This is a genomic window from Paracoccus stylophorae, from assembly GCF_028553765.1.
GTDB classification, from domain to species: domain Bacteria; phylum Pseudomonadota; class Alphaproteobacteria; order Rhodobacterales; family Rhodobacteraceae; genus Paracoccus; species Paracoccus stylophorae.
Genome location: NZ_CP067134.1, coordinates 395205 through 418932, shown reverse-complemented (window position 1 = coordinate 418932; position 23728 = coordinate 395205). Strand labels below are relative to the sequence as shown.

24 protein-coding genes and 1 tRNA gene are annotated in these 23728 nt (G+C 67.8%); 12 read left to right on the top strand and 13 right to left on the bottom strand.

The window, feature by feature from the left end; all coding sequences use genetic code 11:
* Position 1 precedes the first annotated feature (1 nt).
* The 6 genes from dxs to dapF all read right to left on the bottom strand — a co-directional run bounded on the left by dxs (position 2) and on the right by dapF (position 6145).
* On the bottom strand, positions 2-1918 hold the full coding sequence (dxs, locus tag JHW45_RS02020; RefSeq protein WP_272859300.1) for a 1-deoxy-D-xylulose-5-phosphate synthase: 1917 nt from the start codon (positions 1916-1918) through the stop codon (positions 2-4).
* Between the two features lie 26 nt (positions 1919-1944).
* Entirely contained in the window at positions 1945-2808 is an 864-nt protein-coding gene (locus JHW45_RS02015; protein ID WP_272859299.1) for a polyprenyl synthetase family protein, read from the bottom strand.
* Positions 2808-3044 carry an exodeoxyribonuclease VII small subunit gene (locus JHW45_RS02010; RefSeq protein WP_272859298.1) on the bottom strand — a complete coding sequence of 79 codons (237 nt, stop codon included), beginning with the start codon at positions 3042-3044 and terminating at the stop codon, positions 2808-2810. The genes JHW45_RS02015 and JHW45_RS02010 overlap by 1 nt, the downstream gene beginning before the upstream one ends.
* On the bottom strand, positions 3041-3961 hold the full coding sequence (locus JHW45_RS02005; protein WP_272859297.1) for a histone deacetylase family protein: 921 nt from the start codon (positions 3959-3961) through the stop codon (positions 3041-3043). Before JHW45_RS02005 ends, JHW45_RS02010 begins: the two co-directional genes overlap by 4 nt.
* 103 nt (positions 3962-4064) lie before the next feature.
* On the bottom strand, positions 4065-5318 hold the full coding sequence (mtaB, locus tag JHW45_RS02000; RefSeq protein ID WP_272859296.1) for a tRNA (N(6)-L-threonylcarbamoyladenosine(37)-C(2))-methylthiotransferase MtaB: 1254 nt from the start codon (positions 5316-5318) through the stop codon (positions 4065-4067).
* A complete protein-coding gene (gene dapF / locus JHW45_RS01995; protein WP_272859295.1) occupies positions 5315-6145 on the bottom strand; it encodes a diaminopimelate epimerase in 831 nt (276 codons plus the stop codon). Before dapF ends, mtaB begins: the two co-directional genes overlap by 4 nt.
* Before the next feature lie 98 nt (positions 6146-6243).
* Between dapF and JHW45_RS01990 the strand changes: the two genes are divergently transcribed.
* Both JHW45_RS01990 and JHW45_RS01985 read left to right on the top strand, forming a co-directional pair.
* A tRNA-Lys gene (locus JHW45_RS01990) sits at positions 6244-6319 on the top strand.
* Between the two features lie 196 nt (positions 6320-6515).
* Entirely contained in the window at positions 6516-6902 is a 387-nt protein-coding gene (locus tag JHW45_RS01985; protein WP_272859294.1) for a YidH family protein, read from the top strand.
* Positions 6903-6954: 52 nt separating this feature from the next.
* Here JHW45_RS01985 and JHW45_RS01980 read toward each other — a convergent pair whose 3' ends face one another.
* The 6 genes from JHW45_RS01980 to JHW45_RS01955 form a co-directional block, all read right to left on the bottom strand.
* On the bottom strand, positions 6955-7842 hold the full coding sequence (locus JHW45_RS01980; protein WP_272859293.1) for a DUF2189 domain-containing protein: 888 nt from the start codon (positions 7840-7842) through the stop codon (positions 6955-6957).
* A 190-nt stretch (positions 7843-8032) separates the two neighbouring features.
* A complete protein-coding gene (locus JHW45_RS01975; RefSeq protein WP_272859292.1) occupies positions 8033-8788 on the bottom strand; it encodes a LamB/YcsF family protein in 756 nt (251 codons plus the stop codon).
* Positions 8785-9804 (bottom strand): 5-oxoprolinase subunit C family protein, encoded by a 1020-nt coding sequence (locus JHW45_RS01970; RefSeq protein ID WP_272859291.1) that lies wholly within the window; start codon positions 9802-9804, stop codon positions 8785-8787. The genes JHW45_RS01975 and JHW45_RS01970 overlap by 4 nt, the downstream gene beginning before the upstream one ends.
* Positions 9801-10541 carry a 5-oxoprolinase subunit B family protein gene (locus JHW45_RS01965; RefSeq protein ID WP_272859290.1) on the bottom strand — a complete coding sequence of 247 codons (741 nt, stop codon included), beginning with the start codon at positions 10539-10541 and terminating at the stop codon, positions 9801-9803. The genes JHW45_RS01970 and JHW45_RS01965 overlap by 4 nt, the downstream gene beginning before the upstream one ends.
* Positions 10542-10633: 92 nt before the next feature.
* Positions 10634-11218, bottom strand: coding sequence for an NADPH-dependent FMN reductase (locus JHW45_RS01960; protein WP_272859289.1), 585 nt, complete (start codon positions 11216-11218; stop codon positions 10634-10636).
* A 137-nt stretch (positions 11219-11355) separates the two neighbouring features.
* A complete protein-coding gene (locus JHW45_RS01955; RefSeq protein WP_272859288.1) occupies positions 11356-12474 on the bottom strand; it encodes an alpha/beta hydrolase in 1119 nt (372 codons plus the stop codon).
* 253 nt (positions 12475-12727) lie between these two features.
* On the opposite strand from JHW45_RS01955, the gene JHW45_RS01950 reads away from it, so the two are divergent.
* Both JHW45_RS01950 and JHW45_RS01945 read left to right on the top strand, forming a co-directional pair.
* Entirely contained in the window at positions 12728-13585 is an 858-nt protein-coding gene (locus JHW45_RS01950; protein WP_272859287.1) for an SDR family oxidoreductase, read from the top strand.
* Positions 13586-13766: 181 nt separating this feature from the next.
* A complete protein-coding gene (locus tag JHW45_RS01945) occupies positions 13767-15833 on the top strand; it encodes a catalase (RefSeq protein WP_272859286.1) in 2067 nt (688 codons plus the stop codon).
* 28 nt (positions 15834-15861) lie between these two features.
* Here the strand turns inward: JHW45_RS01945 and pcaQ are convergent, their stop codons facing one another.
* Positions 15862-16776: a pca operon transcription factor PcaQ gene (gene pcaQ / locus JHW45_RS01940; protein WP_272859285.1), complete on the bottom strand. Its 915-nt coding sequence runs from the start codon at positions 16774-16776 to the stop codon at positions 15862-15864.
* A gap of 89 nt (positions 16777-16865) precedes the next feature.
* Between pcaQ and pobA the strand changes: the two genes are divergently transcribed.
* The 8 genes from pobA to JHW45_RS01900 are packed head-to-tail and all read left to right on the top strand — an operon-like array spanning position 16866 to position 23723.
* Positions 16866-18035 (top strand): 4-hydroxybenzoate 3-monooxygenase, encoded by a 1170-nt coding sequence (gene pobA / locus JHW45_RS01935; protein ID WP_272859284.1) that lies wholly within the window; start codon positions 16866-16868, stop codon positions 18033-18035.
* Positions 18035-18823 (top strand): 3-oxoadipate enol-lactonase, encoded by a 789-nt coding sequence (gene pcaD / locus JHW45_RS01930; RefSeq protein WP_272859283.1) that lies wholly within the window; start codon positions 18035-18037, stop codon positions 18821-18823. Before pobA ends, pcaD begins: the two co-directional genes overlap by 1 nt.
* The gene (gene pcaC / locus JHW45_RS01925) at positions 18816-19211 is read left to right on the top strand and encodes a 4-carboxymuconolactone decarboxylase (protein ID WP_272859282.1); all 396 of its coding nucleotides are present in this window, start codon (positions 18816-18818) and stop codon (positions 19209-19211) included. Before pcaD ends, pcaC begins: the two co-directional genes overlap by 8 nt.
* Positions 19208-19930, top strand: coding sequence for a protocatechuate 3,4-dioxygenase subunit beta (gene pcaH, locus JHW45_RS01920; protein ID WP_272859281.1), 723 nt, complete (start codon positions 19208-19210; stop codon positions 19928-19930). The genes pcaC and pcaH overlap by 4 nt, the downstream gene beginning before the upstream one ends.
* A 2-nt stretch (positions 19931-19932) precedes the next feature.
* Complete coding sequence (gene pcaG / locus JHW45_RS01915; RefSeq protein ID WP_272859280.1) at positions 19933-20556, top strand: protocatechuate 3,4-dioxygenase subunit alpha; 624 nt, start codon at positions 19933-19935, stop codon at positions 20554-20556.
* A gap of 8 nt (positions 20557-20564) precedes the next feature.
* Positions 20565-21398 carry a 3-oxoadipate:acetyl-CoA acetyltransferase gene (locus JHW45_RS01910; protein WP_272859279.1) on the top strand — a complete coding sequence of 278 codons (834 nt, stop codon included), beginning with the start codon at positions 20565-20567 and terminating at the stop codon, positions 21396-21398.
* Complete coding sequence (locus tag JHW45_RS01905) at positions 21395-22675, top strand: lyase family protein (RefSeq protein WP_272859278.1); 1281 nt, start codon at positions 21395-21397, stop codon at positions 22673-22675. Before JHW45_RS01910 ends, JHW45_RS01905 begins: the two co-directional genes overlap by 4 nt.
* A 22-nt stretch (positions 22676-22697) precedes the next feature.
* Positions 22698-23723: a TRAP transporter substrate-binding protein gene (locus tag JHW45_RS01900; RefSeq protein WP_272859277.1), complete on the top strand. Its 1026-nt coding sequence runs from the start codon at positions 22698-22700 to the stop codon at positions 23721-23723.
* Positions 23724-23728 lie beyond the last annotated feature (5 nt).

Sequence of the window (23728 nt, the reverse complement as noted above, 5' to 3'; positions counted from 1 at the left end):
GTCAGGCGCGCAGATCCGCAAGCCGTTCGATCCCCAGAACGTCCAGCACCTTCGCCTCGATATGGCGGGCGTTCAGCGCCGACACGTCATACATGGCGAAGGGGGCGTCGTGATCCACGAACCGGTCCGGCAGCACCATCGAGCGGAATTTCAGCCCGCGGTCGAACACGCCCTCCTCGGCCAGAAGCTGCGCGACATGGCTGCCGAACCCGCCCACCGCGCCCTCTTCCAGCGTGATCAGGGCCTCATGGTCCTGCGCCAGTTTCAGGATCAGGTCGCGGTCCAGCGGCTTTGCAAAACGCGCATCGGCCACGGTCGGGCGGATGCCGCGCGCCGCCAGCGCCTCGGCCGCCTCCAGCGCCGGGGCCAGCCGCGTGCCAAGGGACAGCAGCACGACCCCCGACCCCTCGCGGACGATCCGGCCCTTGCCGATCGTCAGAACCCGGCCGCGCGCCGGCATCTCGACCCCTGCCCCCTCGCCGCGCGGGAACCGGAAGGCGATGGGTCCGTCGTCATGGGCCGCCGCCGTGGCGACCATGTGCACCAGCTCGGCCTCATCGGCGGCGGCCATCACCACGAAGCCCGGCAGGTTCGCCAGAAACCCGATATCATAGGCGCCGGCATGGGTCGGGCCGTCCTGCCCCACCAGCCCGGCGCGGTCGATGGCGAAGCGGACCGGCAGGCCCTGAACCGCCACGTCATGGACCACCTGATCGTAGCCGCGTTGCAGAAAGGTCGAATAGATCGCGCAGAACGGTTTCATCCCGCCCGCCGCCAGCCCGGCGGCAAAGGTCACCGCGTGCTGCTCGGCGATGCCCACATCGAAGCTGCGGCGCGGAAAACGCTCGGCGAACTGTTTCAGGCCGGTGCCGTCGGGCATCGCGGCGGTGATGCCGACGATGCGGTCGTCGCGCCCGGCCTGATCGATCAGCGCGCGCGCAAAGACCGAGGTATAGCTGGGCGCGTTCGACTTGGCCTTGGCCTGCACGCCGGTGACGACATCGAATTTCGATGTCGCATGGCCGCGGTCGGCGGCATTCTCGGCCGGCGCATAGCCCTTGCCCTTGCGCGTGACCGCATGGATCAGCACCGGACCCGACGCCCGCGCCTTGACGGTGCGCAGCAGCGGCAGCAGCTGTTCCATGTCGTGACCGTCCACCGGCCCGATATAGGAAAAGCCCAGCTCCTCGAACAGCGTGCCGCCGACGGCCATGCCTTTCAGCATCTCCTTGGCCCGCCGCGCCCCTTCCTGCAGCGCCTCGGGCAGCATGCCGACCGCGCCCTTGGCCGCAGCCTTCAGTTCCTGGAACGGCCCGCCCGTGTAAAGCCGCGTCAGATAGGACGACATCGCGCCCACCGGCGGCGCGATGGACATCTCGTTGTCGTTCAGGATCACGATCAGCCGCTTGCCCAGATGCCCGGCATTGTTCAGCGCCTCATAGGCCATCCCCGCGCTCATCGCGCCATCGCCGATCACCGCGATCGCATCGCCCGGATCGCCGCCCAGATCGCGGGCCACGGCAAAGCCCAAAGCGGCCGAGATCGAGGTCGAGGAATGGCCGGCGCCGAACGGGTCGAAGGGGCTTTCGGCGCGCTTGGTGAACCCGGCCAGACCGCCGCCGCTGCGCAGGGTGCGGATGCGGTCGCGCCGCCCGGTCAGGATCTTGTGCGGATAGCATTGATGCCCGACATCCCAGATGATCTTGTCGCGCGGCGCATCGAAGACCGCATGCAGGGCCACGGTCAGTTCGACCACCCCCAGCCCCGCACCCAGATGTCCGCCGGTCACGCTGACGGCGCTGATGGTCTCGGTGCGCAACTCGTCGGCCAGCTGCCGCAATTCTCGGTCGGACAGGGTCTTCAGGTCCGAGGGCAGGGTGACCCGGTCAAGCAGGGGCGTGTCGGGGCGGTCGGTCATGCTGTGGCCCTCCGGGCGGGCGTTTGTCAGGTGTCGCGTTCGATAACGAAACGCGCCAGTTCCCGCAAGTTTCCGGCGGCCTCGCCGTAACCGTCCAGTGCCGTCTGCGCCTCGTGCACCAGCCGCCGCGCCTCGTCCCGCGCACCCTCCAGCCCCAGAATCGACACGAATGTCGCCTTGCCGGCGGCGCCGTCCTTGCCGACGCGCTTGCCGGTCACGTTCTCGTCACCGACCACGTCAAGAATGTCATCGGCGATCTGGAACGCCAGCCCCAGCCCCGCGGCATAGCGGTCCAGCGCATCGGGATCATCGCCCGCGATCAGCGCGCCGGCGGTCGCCGCGAAACGGATCAGGGCCCCGGTCTTGGCGCGCTGCAAGCGCGTGATCGCCTTCAGATCCAGCGTCTGGACCGAGCTTTCGGCGGCAATGTCCAGCGCCTGACCCCAGACCATGCCGCCCGCGCCCACCGCGTCGGCAAAGGCGCGCACGATCCGCAGCCGCGCCTCGGCATCGCCGATGGCGTCGTCGGTCAGCAGCCGGAACGCCATCGCCTGCAACGCGTCGCCCGCCAGGATCGCGGTCGCCTCGGACCACTGCACATGACAGGTGGGCATGCCGCGGCGCAGATCGTCGTCGTCCATAGCCGGCAGATCGTCATGCACCAGGCTATAGGCGTGCAGCGCCTCGACCGCCGCCGCCACCGGCAGGGCGGCCTCATCGGGAACGCCGTGCAGGCGGGCCGATTCCATCACCAGAAATCCGCGGATGCGCTTGCCGCCGACCGTGGCATAGGCCATCGCATCGGCAAGTTCGCCCTTGGGATACTGGGCCAGCGCCGCGTCCAGCGCGCCGCGCAGCTGCGCCTTCACCTCATCCAGACGCGCCTGCATCACTGGCCCTCGACCGGTTCCGTGCCGGTCGGCTGGCCGCTGGCCGACAGGGTGATCTTCTCGACCCGCTCCTCGGCCTCGCGCAGCCGCTTTTCGCAATGCGCGCGCAAACGGGCGCCGCGTTCATACAGCGCGATGGATTCCTCCAGCGTGGCCTCGCCGGTCTCAAGCTTGCCGACCGTCGCCTCCAGTTCGCGCATCGCGTCCTCGAAGGACAGGTTCTCGATCTCGCTCATCTTCCGGTCTCCATCAGCACCTCGACATGGGCGCGAACCGACCGCCCCAGGGCGGCCAGATCATAGCCACCTTCCAGACAGGATACCACCGGCACTCCGCACCACCCCGCCACATCGCAGATCAGCCGGGTGATGGCGGCGAAATCCGCATCGTCCCAGTTCAGCTGCGCCAGCGGATCGTCGCGATGCGCGTCGAACCCGGCAGACACCAGAATCAGCTGCGGTCCGAATTCGCGGCAGCGGTCCAGGATCGTGCGCCACGCCGCCTGCGCCTCGTCCCCGCCCGATCCGGGCGCCAAGGGCACGTTCATGACCTGCCCGAACGCCCCGGTTTCGGACGGCGCGCCGGTGCCCGGATACAGCGGCATCTGGTGGGTCGAGGCGAAGAAGGCCCGCTTTTCCTCCCACAGCAGATCCTGCGTGCCGTTTCCGTGGTGGACGTCGAAATCCAGCACCGCGACCCGGTCCAGCCCGTGATGATCCAGCGCGCGCATGGCGGCGATGGCCACGTTGCCGAACAGGCAGAACCCCATCGGCGTCTCGCGCTCGGCATGGTGACCGGGCGGGCGCATGGCGACAAAGGCGCTGCTTGCCTCGCCGGCCAGCACCGCATCGACGGCGGCGCAGGCCGCGCCGACGCCGCGCAACGCCGCCTCGAGGCTGCCGGGCGACATGCTGGTATCGCCGTCCAGCATGTGAAACCCCTGGTCCGGTGCGGCCGCGCGGATCCGGTCCAGATGCCGCCTTGGGTGACAGCGCAGGATGTCGGCGTCATCGGCGATGGGTGCCTCGCGCCGTTGCAGATCCAGCCCCGCCAGCGCCTCCAGCACGGCTCCGTGGCGGGCCACCTGTTCGGGATGTCCCGGCGGCATCAGATGCGCCGCGGCGGCGGGATGCGAAAACAGCAGGGTTGTCATCGGGCGTTCCTTTCTGACTGCTCCTCGCACTCTTCCCAAATACCTCGGGGGTGCAAGGGGGCAGCGCCCCCTTGCCATCGCCGCGTCAGCGGCAAACGACGCCTCACGCGGTCAATCTGCGCCCGTCATGGCCGGTGATCCGCAGATCCAGCAACGTGCCCTCGGGCCGGTCGTGGCTCAGCGCGACCTCGGTGAACTGTTCGGTCCGCGCGATCCGGCTGCCCTCGGTCAGGACGCGGTGATACCGGCCGATCTGCGCGTCCAGATGGCGGCGCAGCGCCCTGTCGCCCGCCTCGCGCAGCCGGGCGGCGCGTTCGCGGATCGCGGGGCCGGGCACCGCCGGCATCCGCGCGGCGGGCGTTCCCTTGCGGGCGGAATAGGGGAACACGTGCAGGAATGTCAGGCCGCATTCCTCGACCAGGTCCAGGCTGTTGCGGAACATCGCCTCGGTCTCGGTCGGGAATCCGGCGATGATGTCGGCGCCGAACACCATGTCGGGCCGCAGCCGCCGGACCTCGTCGCAGAACCCGATCGCATCGTCGCGCAGATGCCGCCGCTTCATCCGCTTCAGGATCATGTCGTCGCCCGCCTGCAACGACAGGTGCAGATGCGGCATCAGCCGCGATTCGGTGGCGATGGCCAGCATCAGGTTGTCGTCCGCCTCGATCGAATCGATGCTGCTGATGCGCAGGCGCGGCAGATCCGGCACCAGCCGCAGGACCCGCATCACCAGATCGCCCAGACGCGGCGTCCCCGGCAGATCCGCGCCCCAGGAGGTCAGATCGACGCCGGTCAGCACCACCTCGTTGAAGCCGCGCCCGACCAGCCGCCGGATCTGTTCGACCACCACCCCCGCCGGCACGCTGCGCGAGTTGCCGCGCCCATAGGGGATGATGCAGAAGGTGCAGCGGTGATCGCAGCCGTTCTGGACCTGCACATAGGCGCGGTGCCGCCCGAACCCGTCGATCAGATGGCCGGCGGTTTCCCGGACCGACATGATGTCGTCCACGCGGATCTTTTCGGTGTCCCCGATCAGATCGGGGGCGTGCAGCCGGGTCCAGGTCTCGGGCTGCATCTTCTGGTGATTGCCGATGACCTTCGTCACCTCGGGCATCGCGGCAAAGGTTTCGGGCTCGGTCTGCGCGGCGCATCCGGTCACGATCACCGGCGCGCCCGGGTTCTCGCGCGCCAGCCGGCGGATCTCCTGCCGCGCCTTGCGCACCGCCTCGGCCGTCACGGCGCAGGTGTTCACCACCACCGCCCCCGTCAGGCCGGCAGCCTCGGCCATCTCGCGCATCGCCTCGGTCTCATAGGCGTTCAGGCGGCAGCCAAGGGTGGAAAAGACCGGCGCGCTCATGCCGACAGCCAGTCGGGCGTGATCACACCCGAAAACACATGCGCGGTCGGCCCCTCCATCCAGACGCCGTCCTCGCGCCAGTCGATCAGCAGCGTGCCGCCGGGCACATGCACCCGGACCCGTCGCCCGGTCAGCCCGCGCCGCGCCGCGGCCACCGCCGCCGCGCAGGAACACGACCCCGAGGCCAGCGTCGGGCCGGTCCCGCGTTCCCAGATCCGCAGCCTGATCTCATCCGGGGCGATCACCTGCACGATCTCGACATTGGTGCGGGCGGGATACAGCGGGTGATGTTCATGCGCCGGCCCGAACGCCTGAAGATCGACGGCATCCGCGTCCGGCACGAAGAACGTCATGTGCGGATTGCCCATGCCCGTGGCGACCGGATCGCCCGGCACCGGCAGATGATCGACATCCACCGCCCGCGCCAGCGGGATCGCCTGCCAGTCCAGCACCGGCGCGCCCATGTTCACCCGCGTCGATCCCTGCCCCGCATCCTCGGCCAGCAGGACCGCGTGATCGGTGCGCAGGCGCAGCCGGTCGCGGCCGGTCTGGTCCATCACGAAGCGCGCGATGCAGCGCGTCGCGTTGCCGCAGGCCGAACTGGTCGAGCCGTCGGCGTTCCAGAACCTCAGCCGCAGATCGGCATCGTCGTCATGGGAGATGGCCGCGAACTGATCGAAACCGACGCCGCGATGGCGGTCGGCCAGACGCGCGATGGTCTGCGGCGCGGGCGCCGTGCCGCCCGCGCGCAGGTCGATCACCATGAAATCGTTTCCCAGCCCGTGCATCTTCATGAATGGCAGGCCGGCCAGAGGGCGCGTGTTCATGCCGCGCCATATAGACCCGCGCAGGCAGTTGCGCCAGTGGTCCCGATTTTTCCGCTTGACGCCCCCGGCCCCCGATCCTAGTAAGCGGCCCGTGCGATGGGCCCGTAGCTCAGTTGGTAGAGCAACTGACTTTTAATCAGTGGGTCACAGGTTCGAATCCTGTCGGGCTCACCACTTCATCCGTTTTTTGCCGATTCCTGGATGCCGCGCCGACCGGACGGAACCGGACCGCCGCGCGGATGCCGGTTAATATCGGACAGGGTTTCGCGTCTTTCATGTGCCGCGCATTGCCGTGGCCCTTGGCCGGATGGCGCTGAACATGGTTGACTGGCATCGGGCTCCCGCCCGTCACTTGCCAAGGATCACGCCATTGCCTGACACCAAGACGCCGGACGATCCCGACGCGGACGATCTTGCCGATACCCGAACCGCATGGGCCGAGGATCGCACCGTCCTTGCCAACGAACGGACATTCGCCGGATGGATGCGCACCGGGATGGCCTGCGTTGCGCTGGCGCTTGGCCTGAAGGCGGTGTTCAAGGACAGCGAGCAAACCTGGATCGCCAAAAGCGCGGCCGAAATCTTCATCCTCGCCGCGATCCTCATCTTCTGGGCGGCGGTGTTGAAATGCCGGCGTGCCCGCGCCCGGATGGATCAGCACGACATCGAGGGGCAATCCCAGACCCGGATGCTGATCCTGGCCATCATCCTGACGGTCGGCGCGCTGGCGACGGGGGTGATCCTGCTGCTGCTGTAGCCGGCAGAGGAACGTGCGGACCGCGCACGCATCGCGCGCGGTCCGGCGTTTTTCAGGCGGCCGCCCGGCTCGCGATTTCGGGTTCGGCCACCGCGCTGCGGTAAAGATGCCAGGTCGCGTGGCCAAGGATGGGCAGCACCACGACCAGACCGGCGAACAGCGGGATCATGCCCACCATCAGCGCCACGGCGACGACAAGGCCCCACAACGCGGTCGTGCCCGGATTGCGCCGCGCGACCGCGAACGAGGTCGCCAGCGCGACCGGCACGCCGACCTGCCGGTCGATCATCATCGGAAACGACACCATGCTGATGCACAGCGTGACCGCTGCGAACACGAAGCCCACGGCAAGTCCGACGACGATCATCGTCCAGCCCTCGGCCGTGCTCAGCGTCGTGCCCAGAAAGTCCCACAGCCCGTCATAGGATGCCGGCCCAAGCGTTGCGGACCAGATCGCGTGCGCGACCAGCATCCACAGCGTGAAGATCGCCACCAGCAGCAGCGACAGCATGATCACCGGCCCCAGAATCCGTCCGGTCAGCGTGTCCAGCGCCGCGCTCCAGTTCGCGTCCTCGCCGCGTTCGCGACGCCGGCTCAACTCGTACAGCCCCAGGGCCGCGACCGGCCCGACAAGCGGAAACCCCGCGACCAGCGGGAACAGCAGGTGCAGATCGTCGGTGTTGAAGGACCACAGCGCCAGCACGAAGCCGATCACCGGATACAGCACCACCAGAAAGATCACGTCCGATCGCAGCGCCCCGAAATCCTCGACGCCCTTCTTCAGCGCCGACCTGATGTCGTCCGCGCCGATCCTGTTGATCTGCGGGCGGGCCAGATCGTGGCTGCTGATCCCGTCCACGGCCGAGCCGACGCCGCGGCCCATCCCGGCCACTTTCTGCGCCGCCCAGCTGACCGGGTTTCCGATTGTCTTGTCATTCATGGCTGCCTCCTCCCCCTTCAGGGGCCCGGGGACCGGGCAGGCCGAAGCGGTCGGGACCTGCCCTGAAAATCCAGCGGGCTGAACGATGTTCAACCGCAGGATAGCAGACCCGCGGCCCAGTTTCACCCTTGGATTGGGCGGCTGCACATCTGTGTGATCCGGCCACGCCCGCGCACAAGCCGCGCCCGCGTCAGTCGAACATGCGCAGCTGGATGTCGGCTGCGGCAAGTTCCCGGCGCAACTGGCGGGCGAACGGCACCGCCTCGGGTCCGTCGCCATGGATGCAGACGGTGTCGATCCGGCAGGGGATGCGCTTGCCGCCGATGCTGTGGATCGCCTTGTCGCGCAGCATGGCGATGACCCGTTCGGCGGCCGCGACCGGGTCGTGCAGCACCGCGCCCGGCTTGCTACGATCGACCAGCGATGCGTCGTCCTCGTATGCGCGGTCGGCAAAGATTTCGGCGGCCACGCGCGCGCCCAGATCGCGGGCGGCGGCCTCCATCGCGGTTCCGGCCAGCGCCACGAGGATCAGATCCGGATCGACCCGCAGCGCCGCGTCAAAGCAGGCGCGCGCGATGCCGGCATCCTCCGAGGCCATGTTCGACAGCGCGCCGTGCAGTTTCAGATGCCGCACCTGCGCCCCCGCCGCCGCCGCGATGCCGCGCGCCGCGCCAAGCTGATAGGCGACCATGTTGCCCATCTCGTCCGAGGACAGGCGCATCCGCCGGCGGCCGAAGCCTTGAAGGTCGTGAAACCCCGGATGCGCGCCGATGCCGACGCCGTTCTGCGCCGCCATCCGCATCGTCCGCGCCATCACGTCCGGATCGCCGGCATGGAACCCGCAGGCGATATTGGCCGAGGTCACATGGTCCAGCAACGCCTGATCGTTGCCCATCCGCCAGGGTCCAAAGCTTTCGCCCATATCGGCATTCATGTCGATCTTCATCGCCCGGCCTCCAGTTCGCGGCCCGCGGTGACGCCGCCGATCAGTTGATAGGACAGCAGATCCGGGATCGTCGCCGGATCGCGGATCAGGTTCCGGCAGCGCGCCGCAACCTCGCGCAGCGTGTCGGCCTCGGTTCGGAAGGCGGCATCGGCCTCGGGCCATGTCAGCCGCCGGAACCGCAGGGTCGATCCCGCCGGTGCCTGCGCCATGCGCGGCAGATCGGCGGGCACGATCCGGCCGATCCGGGGATAGCCGCCCATGGTCTGACATTCCGCCATCAGCACGAAGGGCAGACCGTCGCCTGTCATTTGCAGATCGCCCGGCCCGATCATGTCAGATGCCAGCCCGGCGGCGTGATTCGAGGTGAAGCGGCTGTCGGTGTCCAGCTGTATTCCCTGTCGGTTGGCGCGGCTGCCGCGCGTGAAACCGGTGCTGAAGAACGCCTCCAGCACATCGTCGTCGAACAGCGCGGTTTGGGGGCCGTCGGTGACGCGCAATTCGCCGCCCTGAAACCGTGCCTCGGGTTCGACAATGCGCGAAGCGCCCTGCGGCGCGGGATCGTCGCCGCAGTCAAGCCTGTCGCCCGCATTCAGCATCCTTCCGATGCCGATGTTCAGATGCGCGGCGCGGCTGTCCAGCCACAGCGGCGTCCGCAGCCCGCCCGCCGGCGTGACATAGCCATAGACCCCCGCCTGCGCCGACCCGATCCGCAGGGTCTGGTCCGGCTGCACAAGATGGCTTGCGTGCCAGCGCAGCGGTGCATCGTCCAGCATCGCGGTCATGGGCGCGCCGGTCAGCGCGATGCGCATCGGCGCGGCGACCGACAGATGCGCGCCCGCGCCGGCCATCTCGATCGCGGCCAGCGGACGGTCGGCGCCCAGCAGGGCCGCCGCCTCGATCAGGGCCAGCCGGTCCATCGCGCCGCCGCGCGACAGCCCCTGCGCCAGATGGCCGGGCCGGCCGATGTCCTGCACCGTCAGCATGCCCGCGACTTTTTCGATGCGGATGGCGGTCATTCCAGCACCTCGACCGTTGCGCCGCCCATGCCGTCGGACCGTTTCGACAGTTCGGCCATTTCTTCGGCCGGGATGGAGCTGTATCTGATCGCGTCGCCGGCGCGCAGCGGCATCGGCGTCTCGCGGTCGGGCAGGAAGGTGCGAAAGGCGCTGCATCCGACCTGACGCCACCCGGTCGCCGAGGCGGCACCGAACATCACGATCTGGCGCACCGCCACCACCACCGCGCCTGCGGGCACGCGCGGGGCCAGATCCGCCATGCGCGGCAGGTCCCACGCCGGCGGCAGCAGCCCGATATAGGGCTGGCCCGGCGCGAAGCCGATGGTCAGCACGCGCAGATCGGCGCGGCAAAGCTGCTGCACGGCCTGATCCGGCGACAGGCCCAGACTTCCCGCGACGTCGTCCAGATGCGGGCCGTGTTCGCCGCCGAAAACTGCCGGGATCGTCCAGCGGCGCAGCGGCGGGGGCGGGTCCGGTCGCTGCTCTGCGATGGCCGTGGCCTGCGGCAACAGCGCCCGGACCAGATCGTCGCGGGACACCACTGCCGGATCGAAGCGCAGCAGGACCGAGACCAGGGCCGGCGCAATCTCGACCACGCCCTCGGGCGTGTCGGCGTCAAGCTGGCGGGCCATGACCTGCGCCGCCGCCATCGCCTGCGGCTCGGCCCGCAGCGCGAACCGGACCAGCACCGCGTCCGCCGCGGCGGGCAGGATCTGCGGCGTCAGGCCCGCCTGCATCGCCGCCCGTCCGGATCGCCGTTCATTCCGGTCCCCTCCCTGAAACTCCGCTTGCCCGGTGTCGTCCTGTTGCGCGGTTCACCCCGCCCCGCTCAGCCCGCCTCGCGCATGGCGCGCAGGCCGATTGTCCAGCGGCGCATCTCGTCCAGCAGCGTCGTCGCCGACTTGTCGATCAGGTCGTTCGACCCGAAATCCCCGTTGTCGTCGATCATGGATGCGGCCATCGGCACCGCCACCCCTTCGACCATCGGCATCATCTTCAGCGTCGTCACCAGCAGCTTAGTCGCCTGCACCGCCCGCAATCCGCCCGATACCCCACCATAGCTGACAAAGCCGCAGGGTTTGTAGTTCCATTCGCGATAGACATAGTTCAGCGCGTTCACCAATGCGGGCGTCGGGAAGAAATTGTATTCCGGCGTCACGAAGGCATAGGCGTCGGCCGCCGCCACGCTGTCGGCCCAGGCTTTCGTGTGCGCGTTGCGGTAATCGCCGCGGGCCGGGTGAACAGGCTCGTCATAGACCGGCAGGTTGAAATCGGCCAGATCGACCAGATGCGCGTCGAACCCGCCATGTCCGGCCGCGAAGTCGTGAAACCATCGCGCGACGGACGGACCGATCCGCCCGGGGCGGGTCGAGGCGATGATGACATGCAGGCGCGGGGTCTGTTCCTGGGACAAGCGATTCTCCTTTTATTTCCCTGGCGGTCGTCGGCGCGCCGTGTCCGGCGCGGTGCGCCGGGCGCAGCCCGTCGATGACAGCACGGATCGCCGGCGCGGCACAAGCGGTCAATCGGGCGACTGCGCGGCCGGCCGGATCAGGGGCCGACCAGCCCGGTCCGGTTCATCAGCCGACCGGCGCCGCCCAGAACATAGGCCCCGGTCTGGCGCAGATCCTCAAGCGGGTTGGAGCGCACCGGCGCGGCGCGCAGCGCCACGACGGCCAGCATCCGGTCGTGATTGGTCGCGTCGCTGGCCGGCAGGGCCGAGATGTCGATCAGCCTGACCCCGGCCTGCTGCGCCATCCGGCGGATCTGCGGATCGTCCGCGCGCACCGCCCCAAGCCGCATCCTGCCCCCCGCCACGCGGGCCGAGGCCGCCAGCACCCGGTCGTCGGGCGAGGTCAGCACCGTCAGCGGCGGCGACAGCCGGCCCACCGCCATGACCTGCGTGCGGAACACGTCAAGGTCGATATCCGGCGATACCAGCCCGACCTCAAGCCCCGCGATCACATGGCCGCGCCCGTCCAGTCGCAACTGCCGCAGCGTCTCCATCACCAGCCAACCGCCCATGCTGTGACCGACAAGGACGACCGGCCTGCCCGTCGCCGTCAGGTCCGTCAGCAGATCGGCCAGATCGCCGCGCGCATAGGCCACGGAATCGCGATCCGAGACATAACCGGTCACCGTCGCCTCGGACGGCCAGGAAAACAGCACCGGCACCGCCTGCTGGCGGACCTCAAGCGCCAGATCGGCCAGCCGGAACACCGCCTCCTGATAGCTGTTGTTGTAGCCGTGCACGAAGACGACGATCTTGTGGTCGGGCTGCGCGGCCAGATCGCCGACACGGTCAAGAAAGCCCGCGCGGTCAAGGCGTTGCCGCGCGACCACCGCAAAGTCTGCATCCGCCGAAGGGGCAACGTCGCCTTCACCGGCGTCAAGCGCGTATCGCTCATAGGTCATCGGCCCGCGACCGCCGCCATAAACGGGCGGCTGCGTCGCGGCCAGCGCGCGATCCGTGGCGGTAAAGACCGTCAGTTCGGCCGCGGCGCGCGGCGCGCCCATGACCGGCAACAGCGATTGCGGCCCAGGCCGGTCGGCGCAGCCGGCCAGCAGGATGCCCGTCATCAGAACCGCCATCCACCGGCCGATCCGGGGCGACACCGCCGCCTGCAAGCGATGCTGGCCTGATGCCGGTCCGTGATGCCCTGCCGCCATCTGCGCCATCCTGCTGCCGGAAAAAACCGGCTGCGGTCTAGATCGGGCGCCAGAACGCGTCAAGACGGGCGGTCGGACCCTCCCGCCACGTCACGCCGGGAAGCTGACACGCGGCGCGGATCGGCGGATTTCTCCGGCGCGGGGAACCGCCGCCGCGCGGAACGGTTTTCGACCGACAGGCGATTCGTCCCGGCACCGCCGCAGCAAGGGGCGCAGGCAGGGGCGCAGGCACATGCAACCAGGAGGTTGACAGATGACACAGTTTCCAAAACCGCCATTTCCGGAACAGCAGCAGGACCTGCCCGGCAGTTTCCAGAAGATGGACCCGGTTCCCGACCACGGCGAGGACAGCTGGAAAGGCCGCGACCGGCTGTCGGGCATGACCGCCGTGATCACCGGCGCGGACAGCGGCATCGGACGCGCCACGGCGATTGCCTATGCCCGCGAGGGCGCCGACATCGCGCTGGTCTATCTGAAGGAAACCGAGGATGCGAAATCGACCGCCGCGCTGGTCGAGGACGCCGGGCGCGACTGTCTGCGGATCGCCGCGGACCTGTCCCGCCCCGAGGAATGCCAGCGCGTGATCCAGGAAGCCGCCGACCGGTTCGGCAGGATCGACATTCTGGTGAACAACGCCGCCCATCAGATGACGTTCGACGATCTCGAACAGATCTCGGACGAGGAATGGCAATACACATTCGCCACCAATATCCACGCGATGTTCTATCTGGTTAAGGCGGCGGTCGGACATATGCAGCCCGGCTCGGCGATCATCAACACGGCCTCGATCAATTCCGACGATCCGAACCCGACCCTGCTGGCCTATGCCACGACGAAAGGCGCGATCCAGAACTTCACCATGGGTCTAGCCCAGATGCTGGCCGAACGCGGCATCCGCGTGAACGCGGTCGCGCCCGGCCCGGTCTGGACGCCGCTGATCCCGGCCAGCATGGACGCGGAAAAGGTCGCCAATTTCGGCAAGAACTATCCGATGGGCCGGCCCGCGCAGCCGGTCGAGCTTGCCTCGGCCTATGTGATGCTGGCCGATCCGATGTCCAGCTATGTCTCGGGCGCGATCGTTGCGGTCACCGGCGGCAAGCCGATGATCTGATGTCAGGGCCGGAACCCACGCCGCGCAAGGCTGCGGATTTCGCGAAACTTCCGCCCGGGTTCCGCGTTTCGTGCCGGCAGCCGGCAGGCATGCCGGGCCATCGCGAAACAGGGGGGAGGGCGGATGCCACGGGCATCGTTTCCGCGTCCCCGCTAACCTTCGGACACAATGGGGATCGGACATGAAAGAACTGGAACTGGGAGACGGCGGAGAGCCGCGGCAGCAGACCACGTCGCGCGACCGGACGATGACAACGGCCCAGGGCGGGCCGATTGCGGACGACCAGAATTCGCTGAAGGCCGGGGCGCGCGGCCCCGTCCTGCTGGAAGATCACGTGATGCGCGAAAAGATCTTCCACTTCGACCACGAACGCATTCCCGAACGGGTGGTCCATGCGCGCGGCTATGGCGTGCACGGTCATTTCGAACTGACCAAGGCCATCCCGGAACTGTCCTGCGCCGACATATTCCAGCGCGAAGGCGAAAAGACCCCGACCTTCACGCGGTTCTCGACCGTGGCCGGCAACAAGGGATCGTTCGACCTGGCCCGCGACGTGCGCGGGTTCGCCACGAAATTCTATACGCAGGAAGGCAACTGGGACCTGGTCGGCAACAATATTCCCGTCTTCTTCATCCAGGACGCGATCAAGTTTCCCGACCTTGTGCATTCGGTCAAGGAGGCGCCGGATCGCGGCTTTCCGCAGGCGCAATCCGCCCATGACAATTTCTGGGACTTCATCTCGCTGTCGCCCGAGGCGGTGCACATGACGATGTGGCAGATGTCGGACCGCGCCATTCCACGCTCGTTCCGCTTTATGGAGGGGTTCGGCGTCCACACCTTCCGGCTGGTCAACGCCGACGGCCAGTCGCACTATGTCAAGTTCCACTGGAAGCCGCGTCAGGGGCTGCAATCGGTCGTCTGGAACGAGGCCGTCAAGATCAACGGCGCCGATCCCGATTTCCACCGCCGCGACATGTGGGACGCCATCGACGCGGGCGATTTCCCGCAATGGGATCTGGGCATCCAGGTGTTCGACGACGATTTCGCGGACAGCTTCGAATTCGACATCCTCGACGCGACCAAGATCATCCCCGAGGAACAGGTTCCGGTCCAGATCATCGGCACGCTGACGCTGGACGCGAATGTGGACAATTTCTTTGCCGAGACCGAACAGGTCGCGTTCTGCACCCAGAACATCGTGCGCGGCATCGACCACACCAACGATCCGCTGTTGCAGGGGCGCAATTTCTCGTATCTCGACACGCAGACCAAGCGGCTGGGCGGACCGAACTTTACCCATATCCCGATCAACGCCCCGAAATGCCCGATCCATCATTTCCAGCAGGACGGGCACATGGCGATGATGAACCCCAAAGGCCGGGCGAATTACGAACCCAACAGCTGGGGCGAGGATGGCGGTCCGCGCGAAAACCCGCAGCTCGGCTTTACCAGCTATCCCGAACAGGTCGAGGGCCGAAAGCAGCGCACGCGGTCGGAAACCTTCGCCGATCACTACAGCCAGGCGCGCCAGTTCTGGATCAGCCAGACCCCCGTGGAACAGCGCCATATCGCCGCCGGCTATACGTTCGAGCTGTCGAAATGCCAGCACGAAAAGATCCGGCTGCGGATGCTGAGCCATCTGATGAATGTCCATGACGATCTGGCCCATGCCGTCGCCAAGGGTCTGGGCGTGACCGACATGCCGAAGCCCGCAAAGCCCGCGCGCGAGCCGATCACCGATCTGCCGCCGTCGGACGCGCTCAGCATTCTGAAGAACGGCCCCGACAGCTTTGCGGGCCGCAAGCTGGGCCTGTATCTGTCCGACGGGGCCGATGCGGCACTGGTTTCGGCCATCGAAAAGGCGTTCAAGGCGGAAGGCGCGATGGTGGCCATCGTCGCGCCCCATATCCAGGGGGTCACGCTGTCGGACGGTACGCGAAAGCCGGCGGACGAAAAGATCGACGGCGGCCCGTCGGTCCTGTTCGACGCGGTGGCCATCGTGCTGTCCGAGGATGAGGGCCGCAAGCTGGCCGGCGACAAGCCGTCGCAGGATTTCGCCAGCGATGCCTTTGCCCACGCCAAGTTCATCGGCTGGACCGACGCGGCCGCGCCGCTGTTGAAGGCGGTGGGGGCGTTGCCGGACGCGGATGATGGGATGCTGAAGCTTGATGCCGACGATATCGACAGCTTCGTCAGGACATGCCGGGGGTTGCGGTTCTGGGAACGCGAAGACCGGCTAGCCGGGTGATCGTTCCGGGCGCTGCGGTGCAGGGCCGCTAACACAGGCCAAGACGCCGCAGCGCCCGCCCGACCGCCTGCGCGAAGATTTCGCGCGCCGGGCTGTCGGCGCTGTCGGCCTGCACCATCAGACCGATCGGCCCCTCGGTCAGGCCGGTCGCGATGGGCAGCCGCACCAGCCTGCCATCCGCCACCTCGCGCGCGACCACCCCGGACGAGATGAACCACACCGCATCGCTCTGGCGCACGTGAACGCGGCCGAACGCGCCGGACACCGTCTCGATCCGGCGCGCGGGCCGGGTCATGCCGTTGGCGATCAGCAGCCGTTCGACAAAGGGCCGGATCGCGGCCGAGGGCGGCGGGTAGATCACCGGGAAATCCTGAACGCGGCGCAGATCGGGATCGGACAGGATCGGATGGCCGGGACGGACCACCACCGCCACATCCTCAAGATAAAGCTGGGTGAAGCTGAGACCCTGCATCGTCGCCGGATCGCCCAGACGGCCGATGACCAGATCAAGATCGCCGGCGCGCAGCAGCGCGGTCAGATGTCCGTGCGCGCCGTCGGCGATGGTCAGCCGCATCCGCGGCGCCAGACGCGACAGCTCGGCCACCGCCTCGGGCATCAGGCGGGCGGCGACCGACGGAAGCGCGCCGACATGCAGCCGCATCGCGCCTTCGCGGCCGGCATCGTGAATCCCGGCCAGCCCCTCCTCCAACGCCGACAGGCTGCGCTGCGCATAGCCGTGAAAGAACTCGCCCTCGGGCGTCAACGACACGCCGCCGCGACCGCGTTTCAGCAATTGCGCGCCGGCGATATCCTCAAGCTCGGTCAGCGTGCGCGAGATGGCCGGCTGCGTCAGGAACAGATGCCGCGCCGCCGCCTTCAAGCTGCCCTGACGGACGATCTCGGCCAGGGCCTGAAGATGTCTGATCTTGATGCGCCGGTCCATGCTTTCCCGTTTCGGCAAGTATCGACGCGAATATCTCATTTTACTTGGTGATTTCCATATGTGATGGTTTGCCACAGGAGGAGGGTCGTATGCGCACACAGGTCGTCATCATCGGCGGAGGCCCGTCGGGTCTGTTGCTGGGACAGCTTCTGCATCGCCGCGGCATCGAGGCGGTGGTTCTGGAACGCAAGACGCGCGACTATGTCCTGGGGCGGATCCGGGCCGGCGTTCTGGAAACCGGGCTGGTCAAGCTGATGGAAGAGGCGGGCGTGGCCGACCGGCTGCACGGCGAAGGCCATGTCCATGACGGCACCCAGATCGCCGTCGAGGGCGAGATGTTCCATATCGACTTCAAGACGCTGACCGGCACGCCGGTGATCGTCTATGGCCAGACCGAGGTGACGCGCGATCTTTACGATGCCCGCGAATCGGTCGGCGCACGGACCGAATTCAACGTCGATCACGTCCAGATCCACGGTGCCGACAGCGACGCGCCAAGCGTGACCTTTACCCAAAACGGCCATGAGGTCCGGCTGGACTGCGATTTCGTCGCCGGCTGCGACGGGTTCCACGGCATCAGCCGCCAGACCATTCCGCTGAACGTGCGGCGCGAATACGAAAAGACCTATCCCTTCGGCTGGCTGGGCGTCCTGTCGCGCACGCCGCCGGTGCATGACGAGCTGATCTATGCCAATTCCGACCGCGGCTTTGCGCTGTGTTCGATGCGGAACGAGAATCTGTCGCGCTATTACATCCAGTGCGCGTTGTCCGATCACCCCGATGACTGGACCGATGCGGCCTTCTGGTCGGAACTGAAGCGGCGCATTCCCGACTCCGTCGCCGAGCGGCTGGAAACCGGCCCCAGCATCGAGAAATCCATCGCCCCGCTGCGGTCCTTCGTGACCGAGCCGATGCGGTGGGGCCGGCTGTTTCTGTGCGGAGACGCCGCCCATATCGTGCCGCCGACCGGCGCCAAGGGGCTGAACCTGGCGGCCAGCGACGTGCATTACCTGTATCACGGTCTGCGCCAGTATTACGAAGACGGCGACAGCGAGGGGATCGACCGCTATTCCGAACGGGCGTTGCTGCGGGTCTGGAAGGCGGAACGCTTCAGCTGGTGGTTCAGCGGGCTTTTGCACCGCTATCCCGATCAAAGCCCGTTCGATCTGAAGATGCAGCAGGCCGATATCGCCTTCCTGCGCGACAACCGGGCACAGCAGCAGGCATTTGCGGAAAATTATGTGGGGTTGCCATACTGATGCTGAACGCACGGGTAAACGATGTCGATCTGCACTATGCCGATCAGGGGCCGGTGGACGGCCCGGCCGTGGTCTTTTCCAACTCTCTGGGAACCGATTTCCGGGTCTGGGACCCGTTGCTGCCGCATCTGCCCGACGGGCTGCGCATCCTGCGCCATGACAAGCGCGGCCACGGCCTGTCCCAGGAAACCCCCGGTCCCTATTCCATCGAACAGATGGCCGATGACGCGGCCGGGCTGATCCGCCATGTCGGCCTGTCGCGGGTCGTGTTCGTCGGCCTGTCCATCGGCGGGCTGATCGGGCAGTCGCTGGCCGCGCGCCATCCCGACCTGCTGGCCGGGCTGGTCATTTCCAACAGCGCCGCAAGGATCGGGGATGCCGCGATGTGGAACGACCGCATCGCCGCGATCCGCGCGGACGGGCTGGCCAGCATCGCTGCCCCGACCATGGAACGCTGGTTCTCGCCCGCCTTCCGCGACAGCGGTGCCGCCGCGCCCTGGCAACGCATGCTGGAACGCCAACCGCTGGAAGGTTATGTGGCGTGCTGCGCGGCGCTGGCCTCGGCCGATCTGCGCGACGCGACGGCGCAGCTTGACCTGCCGGTGCAGCTGATCGCAGGCGCGCTTGACGGCTCGACCCCGTCCGACCTTGTGCGCGACACCGCCGATCTGATCGCGGATGCGCGGTTCGACGTCATCGACGGCGCGGGCCATATTCCCTGCGTCGAAGCGCCGGGCGCATACGCCGCCATCCTGACCCGCTTTCTGAAGGAGATCGGCCATGTCTGACAGCTTCCAGCGCGGGATGCAGGTGCGGCGCGAGGTTCTGGGCGATGCCCATGTGGACCGGGCCGAGGCGGCCAAGACCGATCTCGACACGCCGTTCCAGGATCTGATCACCAACGCGGCCTGGGGAACGGTCTGGGCCGGCGACGGGATCAGCCGCCGGGAACGGTCGATGATCACCCTGGCGCTGCTGGCCGCGACCAAGAACTTCGAGGAAATTCCGATGCATATCCGCGCCACCGCCCGCACCGGCGCCAGCCGCCGCGACGTGCTGGAGGCGTTCCAGCACGTGGCGATCTATGCCGGCGTGCCGTGCGCCAACCATGCGCTGAAACTGGCCCGCGAGACCTTTGCCCAGATGGATGCGCAAGACCCCGAGGACCGCAGATGAAACATGCCGAATTCTATCAGCGCGACCGCAACGTGCATCCGCCCGCCCTGACCCCGAATTACAAGACATCGGCGGCGCGCAGCCCGCGCTATGCGCCGATCTCGTTGCAGAATTCCCTCAGCGAGATTACCGGCCCGGTCTTCGGGCACGGCGACATCGACCCCATCGACCGCGACCTGATCCGCAACTATGCCAAGGACGGCGACCCGGTGGGCGAACGCATCATCGTCCACGGCCGCGTGCTGGACGAAAACGCCCGCCCGGTGCCCGAGACATTGGTCGAGATCTGGCAGGCCAATGCCGGCGGACGCTATCGCCACCGCAAGGACACCTATCTGGCGCCCATCGACCCCAATTTCGGCGGCTGCGGGCGGACGCTGACGGACGAGAACGGCTATTACTATTTCCGCACGGTCAAGCCCGGCGCCTATCCGTGGCGCAACTGGGTCAACAACTGGCGGCCGGCGCATGTCCACGTCTCGGTGTTCGGCTCGGGCTTCGTGCAGCGGCTGATCACGCAGATGTATTTCGAGGGCGATCCCCTGATCCCGCATTGCCCGATCGTGCAGACGATTCCCGATCCCGACGCGATCGAACAGTTGATCGCCAAGCTGGACCTGAACGCCACGATCCCGCTGGATTCCATCGCCTACAAGTTCGACATCGTTCTGCGGGGTCGCCGCTCGACCCTGTTCGAGAACCGGCTGGAGGGGAACTGACCATGCCGCAGACATTGCATTACCTGCGCGAGACCGCGTCCCAGACCGCCGGCCCCTATGTCCATATCGGGCTGGCGCCGGGGGCGGCGGGGTTCCATATCTATGACCAGGAACTGGGCCACGACATCGCCGGGCCGAACGCACGCGGCCAGCGCATCCGGGTCGAGGGGCTGGTGATCGACGGCACCGGCAGCGCGGTCAAGGACGTCCTGCTTGAGGTCTGGCAGGCCAATGCCGACGGCTATTACGCCCATCCCGAAGGCGGCAAGGAGGTCGAGGACGGGTTTCGCGGCTGGGGCCGGGTCATCACCGATTTCGAAACCGGCGAATGGGGTTTCGACACGGTCAAGCCGGGGGCGGTGATGGGCCGCCACGGCCGCCCGATGGCGCCGCATCTGAACCTGTGGATCGTGGCGCGCGGCATCAATCTTGGCCTGAACACGCGCATGTATTTCGAGGACGAGGCGCAGGCGAATGCCGACGATCCGGTGATCAACCTGATCGAATGGGAACGGCGCCGCGCGACCCTGATCGCGCGCCGCGACGGCGAACGCGACGGCGTCCCGCGGTATCGTTTCGACATCCGCCTGCAAGGCGAGGACGAGACCGTCTTTTTCGACATCTGAGGGCCATCATGACCACACCCTGCATCATCTGCGTGGCGATCACCGGCAGCCTGCCGACCAAGCAGGACAATCCCGCCGTTCCGATCGCCGTGTCCGAACAGATCGACTCCACCCATCAGGCGTTCGAGGCCGGCGCGACCATCGCCCATTGCCATGTCCGCGACGACGAGGGCAAGCCGACCAGCGATCCCGACCGCTTCGCCGCGCTGATGGAGGGCATCCGGGCGCATTGTCCCGGCATGATCGTGCAATTGTCCACCGGCGGGCGTTCCGGCGCGGGACAGGCACGGGGCGGGATGCTGCCGCTGTCGCCCGACATGGCCAGCCTGTCGGTCGGGTCGAACAATTTCCCGACCCGCGTCTATGAAAACCCGCCCGATCTGGTCGATTGGCTGGCCGCGCAGATGATCGAACACGACGTGATGCCCGAGATCGAGGCCTTCGATCTGTCGCATATCTTCCAGGCCGCGAAGATGTGGCAGGACGGGCGGTTGCGCGACCGCCCCTATGTCCAGTTCGTGATGGGCGTCAAGAACGCCATGCCGGCGGATCGCGAGGTGCTCGATTTCTACATCCGCACCGTCGCGCGGCTGTTTGGCGAGGACGCGCCGTGGTGCGCGGCCGGCATCGGGCCGAACCAGCTGACGCTGAACGAATGGGCCATCTCGTCGGGCGGTCACGCGCGCACCGGGCTTGAGGACAATGTCCGGCTGGACCGCGACACGCTGGCGCCCTCGAACGCGGCGCTGGTGGAACGCGCGGTCGAGTTGTGCGGCAAATACGGCCGGGCGGTGGCGACGCCGGCGCAGGCGCGCCAGATCCTGGGCCTGACCGCCGCATGACCCTGACCGACGGCCTGTTCGCCGACGACCGGCTTGGCGCGATCATGGACGCGCCGGCCCAGCTTGCCGCGATGCTGCGGGTCGAGGGCGCGCTGGCGCGGGTGCAGGGCCGCATGGGCATCATCCCGCAGGCGGCGGCCGACGCCATCGCGCACGCGGCCGACAATCTGTCGCCGGACCCGCGCGATCTGGCCCTGCCCGCCGCCAGGGCCGGGATTCCGGCGCAGGCGCTGGTCGGCGCGCTGAAGGATGCCTGTGCGGATCATGCCGGTTGGGTGCATTTCGGCGCCACCTCGCAGGATATTCAGGACAGCGCGCTGATCCTGCAACTGCGCGAGGCGTTGCAGATCCTTCACGAAAGGCTGCTGCGGCTGGACGCGACCTTGGCCGCGAAGGCAGCGGACCATGCCGATCTGCCGATCCCCGCGCGGACCCGGTTCCAGGTCGCGGCACCCACGACGCTGGGGGCCAAGATCGCCGTCTGGCGCGCGCCGCTGGCCCGGCATGGGCAGCGGCTGGCCGAACTGCGCCCGCGCCTGCTGCATGTCTCGCTTTACGGCGCGGCGGGAACCGGCGCCGCGCTGGCGCCGCAGATGCCCGCGATCCGCAAGGCGCTGGCGGACGAACTGGATCTGTCCGCGCCCGATATCCCCTGGCACGCGGCGCGGGACGGGATCGTGGAACTGGGCGGCTGGCTGGGGCTTGTCACCGGCAGCCTGGGCAAGATGGGCTCCGATCTGATCCTGCTGGGACAGTCGGGCATCGGCGAGGTCGCGGCAGGCACGGGCGGCGGATCGTCAACCATGCCGCAGAAATCGAACCCAGTCGCGGCCGAGGCGCTGGTCGGCATCGCCCGGCTGAACGCGGGGGCGGTCGGCACGCTGCATCAGGCGATGGTGCACGCGCAGGAACGCGACGGCAGCGCGCTGGCGATCGAATGGCAGGTGCTGCCCGACATGGTCATCCGCACCGGCGCCGCGCTGCGTCTGGCGCAGGACCTGGCCGAGACGCTGACGCCCCTGTCCTGCGGCATCGGGCGCAGCTTTGCCGATGATCGCGGCGCGATGCTGGCCGAGGCGGCGGGGTTTCACCTTGCCCGCCACATGCCGCGCGCAGGCGCCCTGCGGCTGGTCGCCGCGGCGCTGGCCGATCTTGCGGCGGACAGGACCGAAACCCTGGCCGGGGCGCTGTCGCGCCACGCGCCGGGCCATGACTGGGCGCATATCCTTGCGCCCGAACGGAACACGGGCGATGCCGCCGCGCAGGCCCGGACATGACAGATCAACGGGAGGAAACCACATGAACAGATTGTTGCTTGCCAGCGTCGCCGCCGCCGCGATGACCACCGCCGCCGCCGCGCAAGAGGTCACGCTGCGCGTCCATCACTTCCTGTCGGCCGACGCGCCGATCCAGAAAGGCGTGCTGGAACCGTGGGAACAGGCGGTCGAGGAGCAGTCGGGCGGCCGCATCGACGTGCAGATCTATCCCTCGATGCAGCTGGGCGGCAAGCCGCCGCAGCTTTACGACCAGGCCCGCGACGGCGTGGTGGACGTGGCATGGACGCTGCTGGGCTATACACCGGGCCGGTTCCCGATGGCCGAGGCGTTCGAGTTGCCCTTCATGGCCGGCACCGCGACCGAGACCACGATGGCGTTGCAGGACTATCAGGCGAAATATCTGGGCGATGAGCTGAAGGATGTGCATCCGCTGCTGATCCACGCGCCCGCCGCCTATAAGCTGCACACCAAGGACAGGACGGTCGCGGCGATGGCCGACAGGTCGGGGCTGAAGATCCGCGCGCCCTCGCGCACCATGACCGACGGGCTGAACGCGCTTGGCGCGACGGCCGTGGGCATGCCCGTCCCCGAGGTGCCGCAGGCCCTGACCACCGGCGTCATCGACGGCGCGGTCATCCCGTGGGAGGTGTTCGGCAGCCTGCGCATCGAAAGCGTCACCAAGGATCACACCGAGTTCGGGCGCGAGAATGGCGGGCTGTCCACCTCGGTCATGGCGCTGGTGATGAATCAGGGGGCCTATGACGCCCTGCCCGACGATCTGAAACAGGTGATCGACGACAATTCCGGCACCGCGCTGGCCACCTTGGCAGGCGAGGCGTTCGATCAGGCCGAAGAGGCCGAACGGCAGAAGGCCGTCGATGCCGGCAACACGATCACGATCATTGCCCAGGACGATCTGGACGAATGGAAAACCGCCAGCCAGCCGGTCATCGACGCATGGGTGCAGGCCATGGACGATGCCGGACATGACGGGCAGGCGATGCTGGAAGACGCGCGTTCCATGCTGGAACAGGCGCAGGCCGAGTAACGCGG

What these genes read in the sequence shown, in the direction of transcription:
- JHW45_RS01945 (WP_272859286.1), top strand. Translation starts at nt 13,767, where the DNA reads ATGAAAGAACTGGAACTGGGAGACGGCGGAGAGCCGCGGCAGCAGACC.
- JHW45_RS01980 (WP_272859293.1), bottom strand. Translation starts at nt 7,842, where the DNA reads ATGAATGACAAGACAATCGGAAACCCGGTCAGCTGGGCGGCGCAGAAA.
- JHW45_RS01950 (WP_272859287.1), top strand. Translation starts at nt 12,728, where the DNA reads ATGACACAGTTTCCAAAACCGCCATTTCCGGAACAGCAGCAGGACCTG.
- pcaD (WP_272859283.1), top strand. Translation starts at nt 18,035, where the DNA reads ATGCTGAACGCACGGGTAAACGATGTCGATCTGCACTATGCCGATCAG.
- JHW45_RS01900 (WP_272859277.1), top strand. Translation starts at nt 22,698, where the DNA reads ATGAACAGATTGTTGCTTGCCAGCGTCGCCGCCGCCGCGATGACCACC.
- pcaC (WP_272859282.1), top strand. Translation starts at nt 18,816, where the DNA reads ATGTCTGACAGCTTCCAGCGCGGGATGCAGGTGCGGCGCGAGGTTCTG.
- JHW45_RS01975 (WP_272859292.1), bottom strand. Translation starts at nt 8,788, where the DNA reads ATGAAGATCGACATGAATGCCGATATGGGCGAAAGCTTTGGACCCTGG.
- JHW45_RS01970 (WP_272859291.1), bottom strand. Translation starts at nt 9,804, where the DNA reads ATGACCGCCATCCGCATCGAAAAAGTCGCGGGCATGCTGACGGTGCAG.
- pcaQ (WP_272859285.1), bottom strand. Translation starts at nt 16,776, where the DNA reads ATGGACCGGCGCATCAAGATCAGACATCTTCAGGCCCTGGCCGAGATC.
- JHW45_RS02015 (WP_272859299.1), bottom strand. Translation starts at nt 2,808, where the DNA reads ATGCAGGCGCGTCTGGATGAGGTGAAGGCGCAGCTGCGCGGCGCGCTG.
- JHW45_RS01905 (WP_272859278.1), top strand. Translation starts at nt 21,395, where the DNA reads ATGACCCTGACCGACGGCCTGTTCGCCGACGACCGGCTTGGCGCGATC.
- dapF (WP_272859295.1), bottom strand. Translation starts at nt 6,145, where the DNA reads ATGAACACGCGCCCTCTGGCCGGCCTGCCATTCATGAAGATGCACGGG.
- JHW45_RS01965 (WP_272859290.1), bottom strand. Translation starts at nt 10,541, where the DNA reads ATGCAGGCGGGCCTGACGCCGCAGATCCTGCCCGCCGCGGCGGACGCG.
- dxs (WP_272859300.1), bottom strand. Translation starts at nt 1,918, where the DNA reads ATGACCGACCGCCCCGACACGCCCCTGCTTGACCGGGTCACCCTGCCC.
- JHW45_RS02010 (WP_272859298.1), bottom strand. Translation starts at nt 3,044, where the DNA reads ATGAGCGAGATCGAGAACCTGTCCTTCGAGGACGCGATGCGCGAACTG.
- JHW45_RS02005 (WP_272859297.1), bottom strand. Translation starts at nt 3,961, where the DNA reads ATGACAACCCTGCTGTTTTCGCATCCCGCCGCCGCGGCGCATCTGATG.
- JHW45_RS01955 (WP_272859288.1), bottom strand. Translation starts at nt 12,474, where the DNA reads ATGGCGGCAGGGCATCACGGACCGGCATCAGGCCAGCATCGCTTGCAG.
- pcaH (WP_272859281.1), top strand. Translation starts at nt 19,208, where the DNA reads ATGAAACATGCCGAATTCTATCAGCGCGACCGCAACGTGCATCCGCCC.
- JHW45_RS01910 (WP_272859279.1), top strand. Translation starts at nt 20,565, where the DNA reads ATGACCACACCCTGCATCATCTGCGTGGCGATCACCGGCAGCCTGCCG.
- pobA (WP_272859284.1), top strand. Translation starts at nt 16,866, where the DNA reads ATGCGCACACAGGTCGTCATCATCGGCGGAGGCCCGTCGGGTCTGTTG.
- mtaB (WP_272859296.1), bottom strand. Translation starts at nt 5,318, where the DNA reads ATGAGCGCGCCGGTCTTTTCCACCCTTGGCTGCCGCCTGAACGCCTAT.
- pcaG (WP_272859280.1), top strand. Translation starts at nt 19,933, where the DNA reads ATGCCGCAGACATTGCATTACCTGCGCGAGACCGCGTCCCAGACCGCC.